The 21,774-nt window shown below is 69.2% G+C and carries 21 protein-coding genes; 5 read left to right on the top strand and 16 right to left on the bottom strand.

Annotated features, from left to right (window positions below; genetic code table 11):
• Positions 1-74 precede the first annotated feature (74 nt).
• Complete coding sequence (locus tag AB4Z01_RS26405) at positions 75-1,736, bottom strand: hypothetical protein (RefSeq protein WP_441698844.1); 1,662 nt, start codon at positions 1,734-1,736, stop codon at positions 75-77.
• 237 nt (positions 1,737-1,973) lie between these two features.
• Between AB4Z01_RS26405 and AB4Z01_RS26410 the strand changes: the two genes are divergently transcribed.
• Genes AB4Z01_RS26410 through AB4Z01_RS26420 form a run of 3 tightly spaced genes read left to right on the top strand, consistent with a single transcriptional unit; the run spans position 1,974 to position 5,421 of the window.
• Positions 1,974-2,789, top strand: a complete 816-nt coding sequence (locus tag AB4Z01_RS26410) for a BtpA/SgcQ family protein (protein ID WP_441698845.1) — start codon at positions 1,974-1,976, stop codon at positions 2,787-2,789.
• Positions 2,790-2,794: 5 nt separating this feature from the next.
• Positions 2,795-3,928: a M42 family metallopeptidase gene (locus AB4Z01_RS26415; RefSeq protein ID WP_441698846.1), complete on the top strand. Its 1,134-nt coding sequence runs from the start codon at positions 2,795-2,797 to the stop codon at positions 3,926-3,928.
• Positions 3,925-5,421 (top strand): FGGY-family carbohydrate kinase, encoded by a 1,497-nt coding sequence (locus AB4Z01_RS26420; RefSeq protein ID WP_441698847.1) that lies wholly within the window; start codon positions 3,925-3,927, stop codon positions 5,419-5,421. The genes AB4Z01_RS26415 and AB4Z01_RS26420 overlap by 4 nt, the downstream gene beginning before the upstream one ends.
• A 387-nt stretch (positions 5,422-5,808) precedes the next feature.
• Here AB4Z01_RS26420 and AB4Z01_RS26425 read toward each other — a convergent pair whose 3' ends face one another.
• Together AB4Z01_RS26425 and AB4Z01_RS26430 are read right to left on the bottom strand one after the other, a co-directional pair.
• Positions 5,809-7,002 carry an efflux RND transporter periplasmic adaptor subunit gene (locus AB4Z01_RS26425; RefSeq protein ID WP_441698848.1) on the bottom strand — a complete coding sequence of 398 codons (1,194 nt, stop codon included), beginning with the start codon at positions 7,000-7,002 and terminating at the stop codon, positions 5,809-5,811.
• Positions 7,003-7,018: 16 nt separating this feature from the next.
• Complete coding sequence (locus AB4Z01_RS26430) at positions 7,019-10,183, bottom strand: efflux RND transporter permease subunit (RefSeq protein ID WP_441698849.1); 3,165 nt, start codon at positions 10,181-10,183, stop codon at positions 7,019-7,021.
• Positions 10,184-10,417: 234 nt separating this feature from the next.
• On the opposite strand from AB4Z01_RS26430, the gene AB4Z01_RS26435 reads away from it, so the two are divergent.
• Positions 10,418-11,083: a TetR/AcrR family transcriptional regulator gene (locus tag AB4Z01_RS26435; protein WP_441698850.1), complete on the top strand. Its 666-nt coding sequence runs from the start codon at positions 10,418-10,420 to the stop codon at positions 11,081-11,083.
• Between the two features lie 12 nt (positions 11,084-11,095).
• On the opposite strand, the gene AB4Z01_RS26440 is transcribed toward AB4Z01_RS26435, so the two are convergent.
• The 13 genes from AB4Z01_RS26440 to AB4Z01_RS26500 form a co-directional block, all read right to left on the bottom strand.
• Positions 11,096-11,512 carry a DOPA 4,5-dioxygenase family protein gene (locus AB4Z01_RS26440; protein WP_441698851.1) on the bottom strand — a complete coding sequence of 139 codons (417 nt, stop codon included), beginning with the start codon at positions 11,510-11,512 and terminating at the stop codon, positions 11,096-11,098.
• Between the two features lie 57 nt (positions 11,513-11,569).
• Positions 11,570-12,580, bottom strand: coding sequence for an EscU/YscU/HrcU family type III secretion system export apparatus switch protein (locus AB4Z01_RS26445; RefSeq protein WP_441698852.1), 1,011 nt, complete (start codon positions 12,578-12,580; stop codon positions 11,570-11,572).
• A complete protein-coding gene (sctT, locus tag AB4Z01_RS26450; protein ID WP_441698853.1) occupies positions 12,577-13,380 on the bottom strand; it encodes a type III secretion system export apparatus subunit SctT in 804 nt (267 codons plus the stop codon). Before sctT ends, AB4Z01_RS26445 begins: the two co-directional genes overlap by 4 nt.
• Positions 13,377-13,679 (bottom strand): type III secretion system export apparatus subunit SctS, encoded by a 303-nt coding sequence (gene sctS, locus AB4Z01_RS26455; RefSeq protein WP_441698854.1) that lies wholly within the window; start codon positions 13,677-13,679, stop codon positions 13,377-13,379. The genes sctT and sctS overlap by 4 nt, the downstream gene beginning before the upstream one ends.
• Positions 13,680-13,847: 168 nt before the next feature.
• Entirely contained in the window at positions 13,848-14,504 is a 657-nt protein-coding gene (gene sctR / locus AB4Z01_RS26460; protein ID WP_441698855.1) for a type III secretion system export apparatus subunit SctR, read from the bottom strand.
• Positions 14,497-15,552 carry a type III secretion system cytoplasmic ring protein SctQ gene (sctQ, locus tag AB4Z01_RS26465; protein ID WP_441698856.1) on the bottom strand — a complete coding sequence of 352 codons (1,056 nt, stop codon included), beginning with the start codon at positions 15,550-15,552 and terminating at the stop codon, positions 14,497-14,499. The genes sctR and sctQ overlap by 8 nt, the downstream gene beginning before the upstream one ends.
• Positions 15,549-16,046, bottom strand: a complete 498-nt coding sequence (gene sctO, locus AB4Z01_RS26470; protein WP_441698857.1) for a type III secretion system stalk subunit SctO — start codon at positions 16,044-16,046, stop codon at positions 15,549-15,551. The genes sctQ and sctO overlap by 4 nt, the downstream gene beginning before the upstream one ends.
• Entirely contained in the window at positions 16,043-17,404 is a 1,362-nt protein-coding gene (locus tag AB4Z01_RS26475; protein ID WP_441698858.1) for a FliI/YscN family ATPase, read from the bottom strand. The genes sctO and AB4Z01_RS26475 overlap by 4 nt, the downstream gene beginning before the upstream one ends.
• Positions 17,401-18,006, bottom strand: coding sequence for a type III secretion system stator protein SctL (gene sctL, locus AB4Z01_RS26480; RefSeq protein ID WP_441698859.1), 606 nt, complete (start codon positions 18,004-18,006; stop codon positions 17,401-17,403). Before sctL ends, AB4Z01_RS26475 begins: the two co-directional genes overlap by 4 nt.
• Positions 17,999-18,622 carry a SctK family type III secretion system sorting platform protein gene (locus AB4Z01_RS26485; RefSeq protein ID WP_441698860.1) on the bottom strand — a complete coding sequence of 208 codons (624 nt, stop codon included), beginning with the start codon at positions 18,620-18,622 and terminating at the stop codon, positions 17,999-18,001. The genes sctL and AB4Z01_RS26485 overlap by 8 nt, the downstream gene beginning before the upstream one ends.
• Positions 18,619-19,368, bottom strand: a complete 750-nt coding sequence (gene sctJ, locus AB4Z01_RS26490; RefSeq protein WP_441698861.1) for a type III secretion system inner membrane ring lipoprotein SctJ — start codon at positions 19,366-19,368, stop codon at positions 18,619-18,621. Before sctJ ends, AB4Z01_RS26485 begins: the two co-directional genes overlap by 4 nt.
• Positions 19,369-19,419: 51 nt before the next feature.
• A complete protein-coding gene (locus AB4Z01_RS26495) occupies positions 19,420-19,938 on the bottom strand; it encodes a hypothetical protein (RefSeq protein WP_441698862.1) in 519 nt (172 codons plus the stop codon).
• A gap of 57 nt (positions 19,939-19,995) precedes the next feature.
• Positions 19,996-20,553: a secretin N-terminal domain-containing protein gene (locus tag AB4Z01_RS26500; RefSeq protein WP_441698863.1), complete on the bottom strand. Its 558-nt coding sequence runs from the start codon at positions 20,551-20,553 to the stop codon at positions 19,996-19,998.
• An 899-nt stretch (positions 20,554-21,452) separates the two neighbouring features.
• On the opposite strand from AB4Z01_RS26500, the gene AB4Z01_RS26505 reads away from it, so the two are divergent.
• A partial coding sequence (locus tag AB4Z01_RS26505; RefSeq protein ID WP_441698864.1) for an FHA domain-containing protein occupies positions 21,453-21,774 on the top strand: 322 nt, incomplete at its 3' end.

Genomic DNA, 21,774 nt, shown 5'->3' on the forward strand with positions numbered 1-21,774 from the left:
ACCCCTCCCCCTACCCCCTCCCGCAAGGGGAGGGGGAGGATAGAAGGGATAGGTCGCCCCGATCAATTCGGACGTCACAACCCGAGCGATGCCTTGTACAGGGCGATCTGCTTTTCCCGGCCGATCTGGTCGGTGATCTTCTCCCAGGCCGCGGCGATGGCATCGGCGCCGGACTGGGCGGTGCCCTGGCCGGCGAAGACCTTGGCCAGCTCGTCCTCCGCCACGCTGTAGTACTGGAAGATGCCCGGGATGCGCGGCTCGATCGCCGCATTCGGGTGGTTGTAGGAATCCGCCTCCGACTTCAGGTACGAAGTGATGAAGGCCTCGTCATAGCCGGCGGCGACCCATTCCGGGATGTTGAAATGGCTGTTCCGGTACGGCTGGAAGCCGGAGGGATAGGCCGCGGCCCACAGCGACAGGTCCTTGCCGCCGAGATGGGCCGCGGCGCTCCAGGCCGCCTTGTGTTTCTGCGGATCGCTGTCGACCCGGGCCATGACATAGACGCCCCAGCCCAGATACGCCATGTTCGGCGCGTAGTTCGGGCCGCTCGGCAGCTTGTCCCAGGCGCCGGTCTTGGCGTTGTAGACGTCGTCCGAGCCCGGCAGGATGCTGAAGCCGCAGGTGTCGCCGATGACCGAGGAATCGCTGGTCTTGGCGTTCGACCCGACATCGCCCCACCACGCCAGCATCGACCCGGTCCCGGCCAGGAACTGCTGGAAGGCGGTGGTGTTGGGGTCGGCGCCGAGCTGGTCCGCCGGCTCCGACGGCAGAGCGTCGATCACGTCCTGGATCGCCCGCACCCAGGCCGGGTTGTTGATCCGCGGCTTCATGGTGTCGACGTCGAACAGCCAGGCCTTGTCGTCTGGGTGCTTGGCATAGGCCGTGGCCCGGCTGCCCAGGAAGTAGAAGCCGAAGCCGCCCCAGGCCTTGGGCGCGTCGAGATAGCCATAGGCATCCTGGCCGCCGACCTTCTTGCCCTTCAGGAACTTGGTCGCCGCCTGCACCTGCTGCCAGGTCTTCGGTACGCCCCATTCGCCCTGGCCGCCGCCATCCTTCCAGGCCTTGGCCAGGTCGGGGTCGGAGAAGACGTCGGTGCGGTAGTTGAAGTTGTGGCAGTCGCCGTCGATCGAGATCCGGTAGGTCTTGCCCTCCCAGGTGCCCACCGGAGCCTTCAGATAGGCCACATAGTCGTCCATCTCGATCTGGGCCTTGACCCAGTCCGGCATCTCCGACGCCAGGCCCTTGCCGCAGACGTCGCCCTCGAACGGGGCGCCCATCTCGACGATGTCGAAATCGATCGTGCCGGTGGCGATCGACTGCTGCAGCCGCGGGTTGTAGTCGGCCTGGGCCAAGTCGATCCAGGTGATCTTGGCGCCGGTATAGGCCTCCCACGGCTTCAGGAAGCCGCGGAACAGCAGGTTGTGCAGGTTCTGGTTGTTCAGCCCCATGAAGCTGAGCTGGACGCCCTTGAACTCGCCTTCCTTCACCGCGGCCTTGGTCGGGCCGAGGCACAGCTCGCCGACCTTCTGCCAGTCCGCGTCGGTGGGCGATCCCTTGCCGACCCCCGGGATCTGCAGGATCTGGGCGCGCAGGTCGCCCTGCGCCAGCGCGGTCGAGGAGAGGGGGCCGAACAGGCCCGCCGTGCCCAAAGCGGCGCCGAGCCCTGCCGCACCCTTCAGAACCGTGCGCCGGCTGGCCTGTGCCGCGACGAGGCGGTCGTAATCCCGTAACTTCACCGTGAGTCTCCCTGTGGCATTCTCTTTGTTGTCGCCTTCCAGCGGTCCGAACCGTTGCGGCCCCGCCGCCCGATTGTTTCCGACCGAAAGGGTCGTGAAACGTTTCATGGTAGCGTTGCCAAACCAAGCGATTTCGGCGGGTGCCGAAGGCGAAGCTGAGTATGATGCGGCGACGATGGGGGTGCAAGGGAGCGGCCTTGGAGCCGCACTGGCCCCGAAGCAGGGAAGGACGCGGAGGTGGGTGTGGGCAATTTCCAGCGGGTGTTCGGCGACAGCAAGCCGGTGATCGCCATGGTGCATTTCGGAGCCCTGCCGGGTGCGCCACTCTACGACTCGGCGGCCGGGCTCGACGGGCTGCTCGACGGCGCGCGGCGGGACCTGCAGGCGCTGCAGGCGGCCGGTTTCGACGCCGTGATGTTCGGCAACGAGAACGACCGGCCCTACGAGTTCAAGGTCGATACGGCCTCGACCGCGACCATGGCCTATCTGATCGGCCGGCTGCGGCCGGAGATCACGGTGCCGTTCGGCGTCAATGTGCTGTGGGACCCGGCCGGCTCGGTCGCTCTGGCCGCCGCCACCGGCGCCGCCTTCATCCGCGAGATCATGACCGGGACCTATGCCTCGGACATGGGGCCGTGGAACCCGGACGCCGGCGCGGCGATGCGCTATCGCAACCGGCTCGGCCGTGGCGACCTGGCGATGCTGTACAACATCTCCGCCGAATTCGCCTGGTCGCTGGACCGGCGCGACCTGGCCGACCGGGCGCGCAGCGCGGTGTTCTCCAGCATCCCCGACGCCATCCTGGTTTCCGGCACCATCACCGGCGAGGCGGCGGCGATGTCCGATCTCGAGGCGGTCAAGCGGGTGCTGCCGCACACCCCGGTCCTGGCCAACACCGGGGTCAAGCACGACACCGTCGCCGACGTGCTGCGGGTGGCCGATGGCTGCATCGTCGGCTCCTCGCTCAAGGTCGACGGCCACACCTGGAACGCGGTGGACCCCGACCGGGCGGCGGAGTTCATGCGCCTGGCGCGGGCGGCGCGGAAGGGCTGACGGCGATGGCGACGGACCTGCCGGGCGAAGCCCCGGCCAAGCAGCGCCTGCGCGGGTTGCTGTCGGAACTGATGCTGATCCCGGGCCTCAGCGGCCATGAGGGGCGGGTGCGGCGGCATCTCGCCGGGCTCCTCTCCGGGCTCGGCATCGACTCGCGCTCCGACCGGCTCGGCAATCTGATCGCGACCATCGCGGGCACGGTCGCGGGGCCCAGCGTGATGCTCTTCGCGCATATGGACCAGCTCGGCCTGATCGTCCGCAAGATCGAGCCGGGCGGGCTGGTGCGGGTGGAACGGCTGGGCGGCGTGCCGGAGAAGGCGCTGGCGTCGCAGGCGGTGGTGTTCTGCGTCGGCGCCGGCCGCGACGTGCCGGGGGTGATCGCCAACAAGAGCCACCACGCCACCTCGCAGGAGGAGAAGTACCGGGTCCTGCCGTACCCGGAGATCTACATCGATGCCGGCTTCGACAGCGCCGCCGACGTGCTGGCCGCCGGCATCGACATCGGCACGCCGGTCGTCTATGCGCCGAAGGTGGTCGAGCTGGCGGGCGACCGCATCGCCGGCACCGCGGTCGACGACCGGGCCGGCTGCGCCGTGATCGTCGAGGTCGCCCGGGCGTTGCTGGCGGCGCCGCGGCGGCCGACGGTGCATCTGGTGTTCTCGGTGCAGGAGGAGTTCAACCTGCGCGGCGCGGTGACGGCGGCGCAGGTGCTGGCGCCGGACATCGCCATCCAGCTCGACATCATCCTCGCCACCGACACCCCCGACATGGCGCAGCGCGGCGATGTCCGCCTCGGCGGCGGCCCGGCGATGAGCCTGTACAGCTTCCACGGCCGCGGCACGCTGAACGGTACCATCCCACACCCGGCGCTGGTCGCCCTGTTCGGCGAGACCGCGCGGGGCGAAGGCATCGCCCTGCAGAAGAGCGCGCATGTCGGGCTGCTGACCGACTCATCCTATGTGCAGCTGGTCAATGCCGGCGTGGCCTCGATCGATCTCGGCTACCCGGCCCGCGGCACCCATTCCTCGCTCGAGATCTGCGACCTGTCCGACCTGGCCGGTCTGGCGCGGCTGCTGGCCGCCGGCATCGGCCACATCGACGAAAGCTTCAGCCTGGACCGCGACCGGTACGAGACATGACCCATTACCTCGGCATCGACATCGGGACCTTCGAATCCAAGGGCGTGCTGGTGGCGGCGGATGGCAGCATCGCCGCCATGGCCGCGAAGCCGCACAAGCTGATCGTGCCGCAGCCGGGCTGGGCCGAGCACCGGCCGAAGGAGGATTGGTGGGACGACGTCACCTTCCTCTGCCGCAAGCTGCTGGCCGACAGCGGCGTGCCGGCCGCGTCGATCCGGGCGGTCGGCACCAGCGCCATCGGGCCGTGCATGCTGCCGGTCGATGCGGCGGGCGAGCCGCTGATGAACGGGGTGCTGTACGGCGTCGACACCCGCGCCCATCAGGAGATCGCGGACCTCACGGCGCAGATCGGCGAGGACGTGCTGCTCGAGCGCTGCGGCAACGCCCTGACCTCGCAATCGGTCGGGCCCAAGATCCTGTGGCTCAAGCGCAACCGGCCGGAGATCTTCGCCCGCACGGCGAAGATCCTGACCTCGACCTCGTTCCTGGTGCACAAGCTGACCGGGCGCTTCGTCATCGACCACTACACGGCGGCCAATTCCAGCCCGTTCTACCTGGCCGACGCGCTGGCCTGGAGCGATGCACTGGCGCCCGGCATCGTCGATCTCGGCCAGATGCCGGACCTGGCCTGGAGCACCGACATCGTCGGCAGCGTCACCCGTCAGGCGGCGGCGGAGACCGGGCTGGCCGAGGGCACGCCGGTGATCGCCGGCACTATCGATGCGGCGGCGGAGGCGGTCAGCGTCGGCGTGCTCGACAGCGGCGATATGATGGTGATGTACGGGTCGACCATCTTCACCATCCTGCTCGGCGACACCCGGGTGCGGGATCCGCGGCTGTGGTGGGCGCCCTGGCTGATGCCGGGCCAGCACGCGGCACTGGCCGGCCTCGCCACCAGCGGCACGCTCAGCCACTGGTTCCGCGACCAGTTCGCCCGCGAGCTGGACCCGGCCTCGGCGATCCCGGCGCTGGTGGCGGAGGCGGAGCAGTCGCCGCCCGGGGCGCGGGGGCTGGTGCTGCTGCCGTACTTCTCAGGGGAGCGCACGCCGATCCACGACCCGCAGGCCAAGGGCGTGCTGTTCGGCCTGAACCTGACCCACACCCGCGGCGACATCTGCCGGGCGGTGTTCGAGGGCATCGCCTGCGGCACAGCCGATATCGTCGAGACCTATCGCGAGGCGGGGCTGGTGCCGCGCGCGGTGTATTCGGTCGGCGGCGGCACCAAGAACCGGGTGTGGTCGCAGGCGACCTCCGACATCTCCGGCCATCCGCAGATCCTGCGGCAGAAGACCTTCGGCGCCAGCTACGGCGACGCCTTCCTGGCCGCGCTCGCGGTCGGCGACGTCCAGCCGGGCGACATCCGGGCGTGGAACCCGACCGCCTCGGAGATCACGCCCGACCCGTCCCACGCCGAAGTCTACCGGCGGCAGTTCGGTGTTTTTAAGGACCTGTATCCGGCGACGCGGGATTTGATGCGGCGGTTGGACGGGTGAGGGGAGTCGGGCTCGCGCAGGTTGGGTTCCGTTGCCGAACCCACCAATCCTGTCATCCTCGGGCTTGACCCGAGGATCCAGGGGCTTTCAGAGCAGCTCTCGGTGSCCCCTGGATTGCCGGGWCAAGCCCACGGCTGTCCGGTTAAGGAAAAATCGCAACCACAGCGTGTTTATCCTAGTCCGGTATTCTATTTAATTGTCATCCTCGGGCTTGACCCGAGGATCCAGGGGCTTTCAGAGCAGCTCTCGGTGGCCCCTGGATTGCCGGGTCAAGCCCGGCAATGACAATAAAAGTTTAGTTCAGCACCTAGGTCTGCAACCCGAAAAGCGCAACCGGACAGCCGTGGGTCAAGCCCGGCAATGACAGGAGAGAGGTTCCGTCGGGCCTTACGACCCGGCCTTGGCCTGCTGCTGCTGTTCCGGCAGCGGCTGCACCGGCATGCCGGGGTAGAAGATCTTCTGCGTGTTGCCGGTGATGACGCGGTCGCCCTCGGCCAGGCCCTTCTCGATGGCGACCAGCGGGCCGTCCGTCGGGCCCAGCGTCACCAGGCGCTGCTCCGCCTTGTTGTCCTGGCTGACGACATAGACGTAGCGCCCGAACTGGCTGGCGGCGACGGCCACCTGCGGCACCATCAGGGCGTCCGGCTGCGGCTGCAGATGGACGCGCACGCGGACATATTGGCCGGGCAGCAGGCCGAAATCGCCATTGCCGACGGTGGCACGCGCCAGGATCGTCCCGGTCTGGTTGTCGACGGTGTTGTCCAGGAAGGTCAGCTCGCCCTGGTGCTTCGGCTCGGTCTCGCCCGGCAACAGCACGTCGATCTTGACCTTCCCCGCCGCCTGCGCCGTCCGGATCTTGCCCAGCTCGGTCTCGCTGGGGTTGAAGGTGACGTAGATCGGGTCGAGCTGCACCAGGGTGTTGAGGGCGGCGCTGCCGCCGACGCTGACCAGGGTTCCCACCGGCGCCTGGTTGCGGCCGAGCCGCCCGGCGAAGGGGGCCCGGATCTCGGTGTAGCCCAGGTTGATCTCGGCCTGGCGCTGCGCCGCCTGGTCGCTGGCCAGAGTGGCCTGGGCCTGCTTCAGATTGCTCTCGCGCTGGTCGAAGGTGTCCTTGTTCAGCCAGCCATTCTTGCTCAGCTCGGTGCCGCGGTCGTAGTTCGAGCGCAGATAGTCGATATTGGCCTGGTCGCGCTGCAGCTGGGCGTTCGCCTGGTCCAGCGCGGCCTGGAAGTCGCGCGGATCGATCCTGTACAGCAGGTCGCCCGGCTTGACGTCGGTCCCGTCGGTCGCCGGCTGCGCCTGGATATAGCCGGACACCTTGGCCTGCAGGCTGATGGCGGCGATCGACTCGGTGCGCGCGGAGTAGTCGAGATAGATCGGCAGCGATCGCTTCAGCACCGCGGCCACCGGCACCGGCATGGCGGGGGGAGGCCCGGCAGCGGGCGCCGCTTCGGCCTGCGCCGTGTCGCTGCCCAGCGCCAGCGCCAGCAGGGCCGGGGGCAGGCGGCCGGTCTGGTACAGGCCGGCGACGACAGCGGCGGCCACGACGATCGATCCCAGGACGACGGTACGGACGCGCATGGCGCGATTCTCCACTCTATTCGGCCGGGCCGGCCTTCGGCTCCAGCCGATGGCCGTCGGTGGCGTGGGGGCTGTCCGTGCCGCCGCGGCGCTCACGGAAGGACTCGATCACGGCGTAGAACACGGGCACGAAGATCAGGGTCAGGATGGTGGCGGCCAGCATGCCGCCGAACACGGTGGTGCCGATCGACTGGCGGCTGGAGGCACCGGCGCCTGTGGCGATCATCAGCGGCACCACGCCGAGGATGAAGGCGAAGGCCGTCATCAGGATCGGCCGGAGACGCAGCCGCCCGGCTTCCGCCGCCGCCTCGACGATGCTGTGGCCCTCTTCGCGCAGGCGCTTGGCGAACTCCACGATCAGGATAGCGTTCTTGGCGGCCAGGCCGATCAGCATGACCAGGCCGATCTGCGAATAGACGTCGATCTGCATCTGCCGGGCCCACAGCGCCGCGAACGCCCCGAACAGGGCCAGCGGCACCGCCAGCAGCACCATGAACGGCATCGACCAGCTTTCATACTGGGCCGCCAGGATCAGGAACACGAAGACGATGGCGAGCCCGAACACCAGGGCCGCCACAGACCCCGCCTGCAACTCCTGGAAGGTGATACCGGTCCATTCATAGGTGAAGTCGCGGGGCAGCGCCGTGGCGGCCGCCCGTTCCATCGCCGCGATCGCCTGGCCCGAGCTGAAGCCGGCAGCGGGGGCGCCGTTGATCTTGGCCGAGGTGTAGTTGTTGTAATGTGGCACCGTGTCCGGCCCGGCGATCGGCTTCAGATCGCCCAGCGTGCTCAACGGCACCATGCCACCCGCCGAATTGCGGACATACAGACGCGAGATGTCGGTCGCCGATCCTCGGGCATCCTTGTCCGCCTGGATGGTGACGCGGAAGGTGCGGCCGTACAGGTTGAAGTCGTTGACGTAGAGCGATCCCAGATAGATCTGCAGCGTGTTGAACACGTCGGGCAGGGTCAGCCCCAGCATCTTCGCCTTGTTGCGGTCCAGGTCGTAATTGTATTGCGGGGTCGTGGTGCTGAAGCTGCTGAACAACTGATGCGGGTCAAGCTCCGGCTGCTTCCGGGCCTCGGCCAGAACCGCCTGGGTTGCCGCGTTCAAGGCCCCGGCGCCCTGGCCCGACAGGTCCTCGATCTGGAATTCGAAGCCGCCGGTGGTGCTGATGCCCGGGATCGATGGCGGGTCGAAGGCCAGGGCAAAGGCTTCGGGGATCTGCATCAGCTGCCCGCCCACCTTCTGGGCCAGGGCCGACGCGCTCTGGTCCGGCCCACGCTCGGACCAGGGCTTCAGGATGGCGAACTGGGCCGCGGAGTTCGACTGGGCGGCGCTGGTCAGGAAGTTCAGGCCGACGATCTCGCCGACCGTCTCGATTCCCGGCGTCGCTTCCAGGATGGCGCGGGTCTTCTTCGCCACCGCCTCGGTGCGCTCCAGCGATGCGCCGTCCGGCAGCTGGATGACGACGAAGAAATAGCCCTGGTCCTCGACCGGCAGAAAGGTCGATGGCAGGCGCGACGACACCCAATAGGTCAGGCCCAGCCCGGCGACGAACAGGATCATGACCAGCCAGCGGAGACGAATCAGGAAGCGCACCAGGGCTGCATAGCCGTGCGACAGCGCATTGAAGCCGGCGTTGAACCAGCGGAACAGGATGAAGGGAGTGGCCGCCCGATGCCGCAGGAACGCGGCGCTCAGGGCCGGGCTCAGGGTCAGCGAGTTGAAGGCCGACAGGCCGACGGAGATGGCGACGGTCAGCGCGAACTGGTTGTACAGGCGGCCGGACACGCCGGGGATGAAGGCGACCGGGATGAACACCGCCATCAGCACCGCGGTGGTGGCGATGATCGGGCCGGTCACCTCGGTCATCGCCTTGCGCGTCGCCGCCAGGGGCGGCAGCCCGGCCTCCAGCTGCCGCTCGACATTCTCCACCACGACGATGGCATCATCGACCACCAGGCCGATCGCGAGCACCATGCCGAGCAGGCTCAGCATGTTCAGCGAGAAGCCCATGCCCTCCATGACCACCAGCGTCGCGATCAGCGACACCGGGATGGCGATGACGGGAATCAGGGTGGTGCGCCAGTTCTGCAGGAAGATGAAGACCACCAGCACGACCAGCGCCAGCGCTTCAAGCAGCGTCTTCAGCACATCTTCCATCGCCGCCGAGACGAAGCGCGTGGTGTCGTAGCGGATGCCGTATTCGATGCCCTTGGGGAAGCGCTGCTTCAGCTCCTCCATCTTGTTCTGAACGGCTTCCTGCAGCGCCAGCGCGTTCGACCCCGGCTGCTGGAACACGGCCACGACCACGGCCGGCCGGCCGCCGAAATAGCCCGAGGACGAGTATTGCAGGGCGCCCAGCTCGATCCGAGCGACGTCGCGCAGCCGCACCACCGACCCGGTCGCCGGGTCGGCGCGGACGACGATGTCGCCGAACTGGGCCGGGTCGCTCAGGCGGCCGGCGGCGTTGACCTGCAGCTCGAACGCGGTGCCCTCGGGGGCGGGCGACTGGCCGATCTTGCCGGCGGCCACCTGCACGTTCTGCTCGGCCACTGCGTTCTGCACGTCGACCGCGGTGACGCCCAGATTGGCCAGCTTGTCCGGGTCCAGCCAGATGCGCATGGAATAGCGCCGCTCGCCGAAGATCTGGACGTTGCCGACGCCGGGCAGCCGCTTGATCGGGTCGACGATCTGCAGATAGGCGTAGTTGCTCAGCTCCACCGGGTCGACCGACCCGTCCGGCGACGTCAGGTCGACGATCAGCACGAAGTTCGGGTTCTGCTTCTGGATCGTGATGCCGCCCTGGTTCACGATCGCCGGCAGCGACGAGGCCGCCTGCGACACCCGGTTCTGCACGTCGACCGCGGCGATGCTCAGCGGATAGCCGACCTGGAAGGTGACGGTGATGTTCGAGGTGCCGTCGTTCGACGAGGTCGACGACATGTACATCATGCCCTCGACGCCGTTGATCTGCTGCTCCAGCGGCGTTGTCACGGTGTCGGCCACGACCTGGGCGCTGGCGCCCGGATAGGCGGCACTGACCACGACCTGCGGCGGCGTGATGTCGGGGAACTGTGAAACCGGCAGCAGGAAGTAGGAGATGCCGCCGGCCAGCACCATGATCACCGCGATCGCCGAGGCGAAGATCGGGCGCTGGATGAAGAAGCCGATCATGACCGGGTCGTGCCCCCGAACAGGCGGCCCTGCGCCGCGCCGCAATCGCGCGCACCGCAGGAATATGCCGAGGCCAACCCACGGGCCATGGTAAACCTCTTGGTTAAGTTAACTTGGTTGATTATCGTTCCGGCGGGCCGTCGTCAAGGGAAGCTTCGGCCCGGGCACCCGCCGGCTGAGTCGGACCTTGACCCGACCTGACCGGGGTGTTACCGGTAAGTAACAGAATACTTGATGCAGCGCAACAATACCGTCAAGGGCAATTCAGGTGCTATGACGACCATCACACCCCCGCGGCTGGGAGGGCCATCAGGGCCGAATGCCGAACTCCGGCCGCGCGACCGCATCCTCGGCACCGCCCGAGACCTGTTCCACAAGCATGGTTATCGCGGCGTCGGCGTCGATGCCATCGCCGAGGCTGCCGGTACCAACAAGATGACTCTGTACCGGCATTTCGGATCGAAGGACGACCTGATCGTCGAATGCCTGCACGGCCTCGCACAGGAGGCCGACGCCATTTGGGTGGGCTTCGAGGAGAAATACCTCGGCGACCCGGCGGCACAGCTGCATGCCTGGGTCCGGGCCGGCGCGGACTGCGCGATCGCGGATGCGCGCGGCTGCGACATGGTCAATGCCGCGGTCGAGCTGACCGAGCCCGGCCATCCCGCCCGGCGCGTGATCGAGGATTTCAAGACGGCGCAGCGCGACCGGCTGGTGCGGCTGTGCCGGGGGGCCGGGGCCACCCAGGCGGAGCTGCTGGCCGACACGCTGTGGCTGCTGCTGGAAGGCGCCCGGGTGAGCCGGCAGAGCGTCGGCGCCGAAGGGCCCAGCGCCCGCTTCATCCGCATGGCCGAGGCGATCATCGCCGCCTTCCTGCCGCGCGAGACCGCTGCATCCTGATCTCATGGGGCCCTAGGCAGGCCGATTCGGGTCGGTGTTCGGCTCCAGCGGGCCTTCGGCCTCCTCCTCCTCGGGCAGCATGTCGCCATGCACCGGCAGCGGCGTCCCGATCCAGACCGGGTCGACCAGATGGTCCCGGCGCGGGTTGCTGGTGTTGGGGTGGACCAGGATGCTCAGGCCCCCATGGTTCAGCATCAGCCAGGGCACCAGCGTCGCAAACAGCTCGGTGGCGAAGGAGACCTGGAACATCGCCTGGTCATGCGGCCCGACCCTGACCTCGTGCCAGCGGCCGAGGCGGACGCGGAAGCGTTCGCCGATCCAGGCGCGCAGCCGTTCGGCCCGGTCGCGGGTCGCCGCCGGGTCGAAATAGACATGGGCGTGGTAGCTGGCGATCTCCGCCACCGGCCGCGGTGCTTCCTTCGAGTCCATCGCGCGTCTCCCGCTCTCGTCGCCCGACCATAGCGCAGGACGGAAGACGGTGGGGGCTCAGACCGCGCCGAGCCGCAGCAGGATCCGGGCCAGGGCGTCGAAATGCTCGTTCGGGACGGCCTCGCCGATCTTGCCCTCGGCATGCAGTTGCCGCGCCAGCAGCGGCGCCGTTTCCATCGGCACATTGGCCATGCCGCCCTTGAACGACTTGCCGACCAGCATCGGCACCGATGTCTCGCCGGGCACGAAGCGGATGCCGACGGTGATCTCGCCATCGGTGACGAACAGCGTCGGCACGGAGGACCCGCCCTCGCCGCGGGCCAGGCCGCGATGCAGCTGCCGCCGGGTGCTGCGGATGAACGGGTCGCCCTCCTGCTCCTTGCGCTCGCGCTTCATCTCGCTGCGGGTCATCCGCTGGTCGCGCTGGAACAGCCAGCGCTGCAGCAGCATGTCGATCAGGGCGAAGACCAGCAGCACCGCGATGATGCCGATCAGCACCGGCTTCAGCGTCGCCACCAGCACCAGGCCGATGCAGTCGCGGCCGCATTGCGGCGTCACCAGCACCGCCCGCAGCGCCCCGAGAGCGAGCAGCCCGATCACCCCCAGAAGGGTGCAGGCCTTCACCACCGCTTTCACGAACTCCAGCAGGTTGCGCAGGCTGAACAGGCGCTGGAAGCCGCTGACCGGGTTGATCTTGTCGCCGCGGGGCACCAGCGGGTCGAAGGAGAACGGAATGCCGCGCAGGAAGCCGACATTGGCGAGGATGCTGGCGACGACGATCACCAGCACCAGCGGCGCAACGATCCTGGCCGCCAGCGACAGCAGGGTCGGGATGATGGTGTAGCTCTGGTCGAACGGCTTGGCCGTCAGGGCGATCGGCTCGGTCAGGATGGCGCGGAACGCCTCCATGATCGTCGGACCCTCGACCCCGAGATAGAGGAAGCCGGCGACCAGCGCGACCACCGTGATCAGGTCGCGGCTGTGCGCCACCTGGCCCTTGCCCCGGGCGTCGGCCAGCTTCTTGGCGCTGGCGGGAAGGCTCTTGTCCTCGCTGGTCTGCTGGCTCACGGCAGCACCGTGCGGGCGAGGTCGAGCACGCCGCGCATCGAGCCCAGGCTGTCGTTGAAGTAGGGCACCAGGAAGATGGCGTAGATCGGCAGCACCAGCACCAGCGCCGCCGACTTCACCGACAGCGACAGGTCGAAAACATTGAGCTGCGGCGCCATCCGGCCGATCACGGCCAGCGCGATGTCGGCCAGCAGCATCACGATCACCAGCGGCACGGCCAGCAGCAGGCCGAGCCGGACCACATGGTCGAGCAGGCCCAGCAGCAGCGTCGGCGTTTCCCCGGTGAAGGGCGGCAGCAGCTCGGTCACCGGCCACAGGGCGTAGCTGGCGTAGAGCGCCTCCGCCACCACCCCGAGGCCGTTGCCGGCGAAGAACAGGGCCAACAGCACCAGCACGAACAGCGTGCCGACCGGCGAAGCCTGGCCCGAGGCGTTGGGGTCGAGCAGATAGGCGCCGTTGACGCCGCGCTGCATGTCGATCAGCTCGCCCGCCGCCTCCACCGCCCAGAAGGGCAGGCCGAACAGCAGGCCGAGCAGGAGGCCGATCACCGCTTCCTTGGCCACCAGCATCAGCATCTGGCCGGGCTGCAGCGGCGTCAGCACCCCCAGCTCCGACGTCACCTGCGACACCACCGGCAGGGCGATGGCGATGATCACCCCGTTGCGCAGGATGCCGGTGAGGCCGAGCCAGGAGAACATCGGCAGCACGGTGGCCAGGGCGACCGGGCGGGCGATGGCGATCGAGATCGCGGTGACGTAGGGCCCGATCAGCTCGGCCAGCAGCCGGAAGGATTCGATCATCGGGGCGGTCCGGCATCCGCCGGGATCGCGCCGCGGGTGATCGCCGGGAAGTCGGTGAAGATCCGGTCAGTGTAGCGCACCAGCGGGCTGGCCAGCATCGGGCCCAGAAGCACCAGGGCCAGCACCACGGCGATGACCTTGATCGCCATCGGCAGGGTCTGGTCCTGGATCTGCGTCACGGCCTGGAACAGGCCGACCAGCAGGCCGACCGCGGCGGCGATGCCGAGAGCCGGCAGCGACAGCAGCAGCGTCAGGGTCAGCGCCTCCTGCAGCAGATGCGAGATCACCKCCTGGTTCATGGGCGCCTTTCCCCACTGCTTTCAGGCTTCCCGACGCCGTCATTGCGAGGAGGCGAAGCCGACGAAGCAATCCAGGGGCCGGTGCGTGCGGCCCCTGGATTGCTTCGCTGCGCTCGCAATGACGGTGGGGATTTGGCATTCCGGGACGAGGGCGCGTTCATCGCCGCCTCAGCTGCTGTAGCTCAGGATCAGGCCGTGCAGCAGGCGCGACCAGCCGTCGACCATGACGAACAGGAACAACTTGAACGGCACCGAGATCGCCAGCGGCGACACCATCATCATGCCCATCGCCATCAGGATCGCCGAGACGATCAGGTCGATGACGATGAAGGGCAGGTACAGCAGGAACCCGATCTCGAAGGCCCGGGTCAGCTCGGAGATGACGAAGGACGGGATCAGGATGACCATGTCGTTCGGCGTCGCCGCGGCACTGGCCTCCGGCGGCCACACCCGGGCAGTGGCGGAGAGTAGGAAGTCGCGCTCCGCCGGGTCGGTGAAGCGCAGCAGATAAGCGCGCACCGGCTCGATCGCCGACTGGATCACCGCCTGYCAGTCCTGGATGCTGCGCAGCCGCAGCGCCGGGTCGCTGACCCGGGCATAGATCTCGGCGATCACCGGTCCGGTGATGTAGACCGTCAGCATCAGGGCGATGCCGTACAGCACCATGTTCGGCGGCGTCTGCTGGATGCCGAGCGCGTTGCGCAGCAGCAGCATGACCACCGAGATCTTCAGGAAGGCGGTGAGGGTGACGACCAGGAACGGCACCAGGCTGACCAGCGTGACGATGCCGAGAAGCGGCAGGACATCCGGCTGCGCCTCATTCATCGCCGAACAGCCGCACCACGCGCACGCCCAGCTCGTCCTCGATCCGCACGATCTCGCCGCGGCCGATGCGCCGGCCGTTGGCGACGATGTCGACCGCCTCGACGGGGTCGCGGCCGAGCGGGATGACCGCGCCGGGGGCCAGGCCCTGCACCGCGGCCAGCGGCAGCTCGCTGCGCCCCAGCTCGAACACCAGCATCACCGGAAGCTGGTCCAGCCGGTCCGCCGGCGCCGCGGGATCGCTATCCGCCATCCATCCTCCTCCATCCTGCAGAGCCAGGGGCCTCCGTGGCCCCGCAACCGTGACCGTTCCACGGTCGTGCTTGGCCGCATGCGACCAGCCCTCGCCATAGACCACCAGCGCCTCGCCGGGCGGGCAGGCGACATCGGGAAAGACGACGTCGCCGGGCTCGATCCCCTTGAGCTCAGCCAGGCTGAGCCGCACCGCGCCGATGCGGACGGTCAGCGGCACCGGCAGACCGGCGCAGGGTGCGGGCAAGGCCGGGGCGGCGCCGATCAGGCGGTGCAGGGCCTGGCCGGCGGCGGCATCGGCGGCGAGGTGCAGTGTTGTTTCGGCAAAGGCGTGGCGAATGGCGACGTCGCAGCGGAAGGCAGGCGCGAAGGCCGGCGCCGGGCCGATGCTCTCGATCGCGATCGATACCCCGGCCGCCGCTTCCAGCACCGGCAGCAGCTCCGACAGCACCGCCTCGAGCAGCAGTGCCGCCAACTCCGGCTCCAGCTCGGCGACCGGCAGCCCGGCGGCTTCCGCCAGAGCCTGCTCGACCAACAGCGGCGGCACCAGCAACGCCAGGCATCCCGGGCCGAGACGCAGGGTGATCGTTGCGCCGTCGGCGTCGGGCGAGGCGAGGGTCGGGGTGATGGCGAGCGGCGCCTCGATCTCCAGCCCGCCGATCCGGACCGGCACGGGGGCGCAGCGCCGGGCGACGGTATTGGCGTCGCCGGCCTGTTCACGGGTCAGTCGCGGTGGGTGGTAGGGATGGGCGGCGGGATCGAAGGGATCCGCGTGGATCCGCGGCGCGGCGGCGGTCATGACCGGCCTCCGGACGGGCCGGGCGGTGTCAGGCTGGCCTCGTCCTCGGCGGCGACATCGTCGCGGATCTCAGCGGCCTTGCGCCGGGCGAGGCCGCGGCGCTCGCCCAGCCGGTCCAGCCGGTCGGCATCCCGCCGCCGCTGCCGCCAGGCCTCGCGCGCCGCATCGGTGTCGGCCTCGGCCCGGCTGGTCTCGGCCCGGCGGTCCCGCACCGCGGCGTCCTGGCGCCGGGATCCGGCGGCAAGCTCCGACACCCGGTCGCCCAGCCGCTCCAGCGCGTCGACTACGGCCGGTTTCTCCAGCGCCGCGGCATAGAGCCGACTCTCCTGCGCGGTACGATGATCCTCATAGGCGGCACGGTCGGCCTCGGCCTGCTGCTCCCGCGTCTCGGCAGCGGTCAGCGCGGTGCGCTCGCGGCCGAGGCTCTCGATTGCCAGCTTCTCGCGGTCGCGTCGCAGCTTGCGGAGCTTGTCCAAAGCGTCTGGCTTCTTCATCGGCTCAGCCGCTCCAGCTGCTCGCGGGTCTGGGCGAAGGGCGTGGCCTCCTCGAAATCCTGCTGCAGGAAGCGCCGGATATCGCCGATCTTGGCCACCGCCTCGTCGGCTAGCGAGTCGGCACCGGCCCGGTACTCGCCGACCTGGAGCAGCAACTCGATATCGGCGTGCTTGGCCATCAGCCGGCGCATCTGCACCGCGGCGCGGCGATGGCCGGTGTCGATCACCGCATCCATCACCCGGCTGCGGCTGGCCAGCACGTCGATCGCCGGGAAATGCCCGGCGCTGGCCAGGGCCTGCGACAGCACGACGTGGCCGTCCAGCAGGCCGCGGGTCTCGTCTGCGATCGGGTCGGTCTCGGCATCGCCCTCGACCAGCACGGTGTAGAAGCCGGTGATCGACCCCGTCGCCGCCGGCCCGGCCCGTTCCAGCAGGCGCGGCAGCATGGCGAAGAAGGAGGGCGGGAAGCCGCGCCGGGTCGGCGGCTCACCGGCGGCCAGGCCGATCTCGCGCACGGCACGGGCGAAGCGGGTGATGCTGTCCATCAACAGGGCGACGCGCATCCCCTGGTCGCGGAAATACTCGGCGATGGCGGTGGCGACGAAGGCCGCCTTGACGCGCTCGATTGCCGGCCGGTCGGAGGTGGCGGTGACGATCACCGCCCGACGCAGCGCCTGCGGACCGAGATGGCGGTCGATGAACTCGCGCACCTCGCGGCCGCGCTCGCCGATCAGGCCGATGACGATGGCGTCGGCGTCGGCGCCCTTGACGATCTGCGCCAGCAGCGAGGATTTGCCGGTGCCGGGCGACCCGTAGATGCCGATGCGCTGGCCCTCGCCGCAGGTCAGCAGGCCGTCGATGGCGCGGATGCCCAGCGGCATCGGCCGGCTGATCAGCGGGCGCAGCAGCGCCGGCGGCGCTTCGGCGTGCAGCGGGTAGGTGCTGTCGGTGTCGAGCGGCCCGCGCTCGGCGGTGTCGAGCGGCCGGCCCAGGCTGTCCAGCACCCGGCCCAGCAGCGCGGGGCCGACGCCGAGACGCAGGGCGCGGCCGGTCGGGATCGCCTCGGTCCGGGTCGACAGGCCCTGCAGGCTGCCGATCGGGGTCAGCACCGCGGCGCCGTCGACCAGCCCGACCACCTCGGCCAGGATGCTGTGCCCRGTCTGCGGGTCGCGCAGCTCGCAGATCTCGCCCAGCCGCGCGTCGTTGATCTCGGCATGGACCGTGACGCCGATGGCCTTCACCACCCGGCCCTTCACCGGGCGCGGATCGGCCTCCTCCAGCCGCCGGCGCAGCGCCTGCAGCGGGTCGGCCCGCAGCTGCAGGCCGGGAATCGGCCGGGGCAGGGCGTCCGGGCTCATGGCGCCGTCTCGCCCGGGCGAGTCCTCCGCAGCGCATCGCGCAGGGCGCGCAGCTGGGCGTCGATGCCCAGCTCGACATGGCCGTATTTGGTCACCATCACGCAAGTGTCGGCGGCCAGGCCGGGATCGGATTCGACCGTCACCCGGCGGCCGATATCGGCCAGCGCCGGGTCGGCCAGCCGGCCGCGTAGCGCCTCGACCATGTCCGGCGCCACCCGCAGCGTCGCCGCATGGTCCAGCCGGGACTGGCGCAACGCGTGGTCGACCGCCTGCAGCAGCAGCTCGCGCCGGTCGAAGCGGCCGAGGATGCGCTCGATCGTGTCTTGCACCAAGTCGGCCAGGGTCTGGTCCAGCCCGGCGAGATAGCGGTCGATCTGCAGCCCGGTCGCGGCCACCAGCGCCGCAGCCTCTTCGCGGGCGGCGGCCAGCCCTTCGGCATGGCCGCGCTCGCGCTCGGCGGCGAAGGCGGCGTCGGCCTCGGCCCGCAGGCGCCCGGCATGGGTCTCGGCTTCGGCCAGGTAGCGCCGCGCATCCCGCCATTGGTCGAGCGCCTCGGCCTTCAGCACCGGGCCGCCGCGGCGGAAAGCCGGGGCCTCAGCCATGGGGCACCACCGCCCGGGCCGCGGCCGCGAACAGGACAGCGGCGCGGGGCCGCTCGGCCGGCGGCAACCCGCCCTCCGGCCAGCGCTCCGGCACCAGCCGCAGCCGCAACCTCTCGCCGATCGCCGGGCCGGCCTCACCGCACCAGGCCGCGAGACACAGCAGGCCGGCGCGGTCGATCGCGGCCTCGACCGGCAGCGCGTCCAGCCCGGCCAGCGCCGGGACCGATCCTTTGTTGCCGAGGCCGAAGGCGTAGGAATCGGCGCCGATCAGGCCGGTGACGCGGCGGATCTCGGCGCCGAGGACGAGGGTGCGCAGCCGCGCCGCCAGCGCCGCGGCGCCGGCATGCCGGATCGCGCGGTCGAGATCGGCCGGCGCCAGCCCGGCGATCCGGGCGACATCGTCCCGCCAGGAATCGGCGTCCAAGGGCACGAGGTCGAGGCGTCGGCGCAGCAGCTCCGACAGGCGCGGCCGAAGCCGCGGCGTATCGAGCAGCAGCCGGGCCGTCGCCTCCGGCAGGCCCGGGAAGGCGCGGCCGAGCTGCGCTGGATGGGCGTGCAGCGCCACTGCCCGGTCGAAGCGCCGGAGCGCCAGCCGGTTCGCGATTGGGCTATTCATTCGGCCGCCGCTGGAGTGGTGCCGTCGCGGCGGCGCCAGATCCTCCAGCCGACGGTGCCGGCGGTGGCGACCACGGCCAGGGCGACCAGCGCCAGCAACCCCTGCAGCCAGGGCGCGCTGGAGCGGTGCACCCAGAAGCCGGCGACATTGGTCAGCGGGTCGGTGATCGGCGGCGTCGCCGACTCCGGATCGGTCGGCAGGAACACGACCGAGACGTTCTCGTACAGCAGGCCCTTGATGCCGTTCGCCACCAGCATCTTGATCTCGGGCGTCAGCTTCGACAGGTCGACATCGGCGCGATGGCGGATGACCACCGAGGCGGAGGAGGGGCTGGAGGCTGCCTTCAGCCCCTCATTGTCCGGCAGCACCACATGGACGCGGGCGGAATAAACCCCGTCGATCTCCGAGATCGTGCTCGAAAGCTCCTGGCTCAGCGCATAGATCAGCCGCGCCTGCTCCTCCACCGGCGAAGAGACCAGCCCTTCACCCTTGAACAGGTCCGGAATCTTGGCATAGCGCTCACGCGGATAGCCGTTGCGGCGCAGCACGTCGACGGCGTCGGCGAAGCGATCCTCCTCGACCGAGACGATCAGGCCGCGGTCCTTGCTGATCTCGCGCTCGGCCGGGATGCCCTGGTGCAGCAGGATCGCGACCATCTCATTGGCCTCGCGCTCCTGCAGGCCGCTGTACAGTTCGACCTTGCAGGCGGCGAGCAGCAGCAGCGCGGCGAACGCGAAGGGCTTCAACAATTCCGGTCGACCTTTCTAAGTTCGGACCTGCGGCGCGGCAGCCTTAAATCAGCCGCGCAGCAGGGTTTCCGGAACGTTGCCCAGCTGCTTCGAGGCGGTGGTGACCAGCGTGGTCCGCAGGACGCCGTTGTTGAACTCCCGCGTCGCCAGCCGCATCTCGCGCATCTCGGCCCGGAAGTCGACCTCTCCGCTCTGCTGCGCCGGCCGCGCCGCGGCGGGCCCCGGCTGCAGGCCCGGCTTGGTCGTGGCGCCCGGGGCCGTCGCCGATGCCTGCAGCGTCGTGGCGGGCTGCGGTTCGGTCAGCTTGCTGCCGAGCGACAGCGTGTCCTTGTGGAACTGCTGCAGCGAGTTGAGCAACTGGTCGCCCATCGCCGCCGGGTTCGCCAACAAGCGGGCCTTCAGGCTCGGCGCGTAGTCGGCGACCGATTTATGCGCCGGCTGCAGCGGTAGTGCGTAATCGAAGACGTTGGCCGCCTTCTGATCCAGCGGCAGGGCGACGGGCGTGACCGCGGCCTTGGGTTCGATCAGCGCCGGCGCCTGGAGAACGGAGGGCGAGATGACAACCATGGGATCAGCCTCGGCTCATGAAACGGGTCTGGGCTACAGGGCAGTGTCGCGGCCGGGTCATGAACCGGGCTTCCCGGTGCGGCCGCGCACGATCGTGGTCTGGAACTGGAAGGCCTGCTGCAGCGCCTGCATGGTCTCCTTGACCAGGGCGACGTAGCGGGGCGGCCCCGACACCAGCGCGACATTGGCGCTGGCCAGCGGCCGCGGCGGGAAGCGGGGGTCGTCGAGCTGCAGGCTGGCCAGCGACGCCTGCAGCTCCTCGAATCGGATCGCGCCGAGGGGCAGCATCTCCGACACCGCCTCCTCGACCGTGGTCACGTACAGCACCTGGCCGTCATAATACCATTGCAGGCCGAAGCTGGCGGCGAGCTGGTCGAGCAGCTTCTGCGGCGTCAGCTCCGGCAGCCGGCCGCGCACCCGGCCGGAGACCTTGTCGCTGACCTTGACCGGGATATCGAGGTTGCTGCCGAAGGCGCCCAGTACGTCGCGCACATCCTGGTCCAGGACGACATAGGGATAGGGCTTGTCGGGCCAGGGCAGGGCGCGACGGCCCTGGCCCGCGGCGAGATCGGCCGGGGCCGGCGTCACGACGGTCGGGGCAGGAGGGGCGGGCATCGTCACGATGGCCGGGGGGGCGGGCTGCTGCGCCGCTACCGATCCGGCCGAAAGGGGGAGGAGGGCGGCGACCGCGAGCACGACGGAGCACTGCCGACACTTGTCGGACAATACTCCTGTCAGCTCTCTGGTCCTGATCGCCATCCCCACCCGCATCAAGACGTCCCGCCGATATGCCTGTCATGATCAACCCGGCCTAGTCTTATAACGCCGCGCAGCCGGAGGTGCAAAAGCCAATCCAAACACTAGGCCTGCTTGAAACGGCCGGCGGATCGCCCAGACGTCGGGCAGACCTAAACGCTTAGCCCGGCAGCAGGGTTCCCGGCTTTTTGTTAAAGTTCTGTTGAACAGGCCTGGAGTTAAGATCCGAATGCACTGAGACATTGAAGTGCTTGACCTGACGGCAGTTTGTCGCATAGTCGAGTAGTAGTTCGAGGGGTAGGCGGGCTTTGGTGTCGAACCGACATTCTGGTCGTGTTGGCCAAGGCAGCGGGACTAGGATTGTTGGCCCGGAAGCCGGCGAGGGGTCGGCGACTCGGTGTGCCAGATCAGGCCGTTGGGCCCGCACTTCATCCGTGTTTCGGCTGTGTCAATCTTGAGCGTTGCACAAGGAGGAGCGTGTTATGGCGTCGACTTCCGGAAGCGATCCGATCGCTGACATGAAGGCCCAGATGGCCGAGATTCGTAAGCAGAACACCCAGGACTCGATCGACACCGCCTGGGAAACCCAGAAGAACCAGAAGCAGGACAAATGGGCCCAGGCGCTGGCGGATGCGGCCCGCAAGGGTTGAGTCCGGCCGCTCCGGTTCCTGAGCTTCATCGCTGTCAGTCTGGCGAGCGCGGCCGGTCCCGGTCGCGCTCGCTTTCGCCACTGATCGAGGCGCCTCGTGGGGTGGGCCATGCTCTCGAAATTCAAGGCGTTCCTGTCTGACAGCCCCCTCCAGGGGCCGATCCAGAGACTCTTCCCGCAATCCCCTTCGGTCACGCTGTTCGTGCTCGAGGGGCCGAATGCCGGCACCGTCCAGAAGCTGGCGCCCGCCGCCTACCGGGTCGGCAGCGGGCTTGAGTCCGACATCGTCCTGGCCGACGAAGCCCTGGCCCCGGTCCATGCCCTGATCGACATCGGCCGGCATCGGGTGCGAATCGAACCCTTGGCCGGCGCTGTCGTCGTGCCGGGCCGGACCGGGATGACGGAGCCCGGTGGGGTTCTGACCTTGCCGC

This window comes from Inquilinus sp. YAF38 (assembly GCF_052113205.1).
GTDB lineage: Bacteria > Pseudomonadota > Alphaproteobacteria > DSM-16000 > Inquilinaceae > Inquilinus.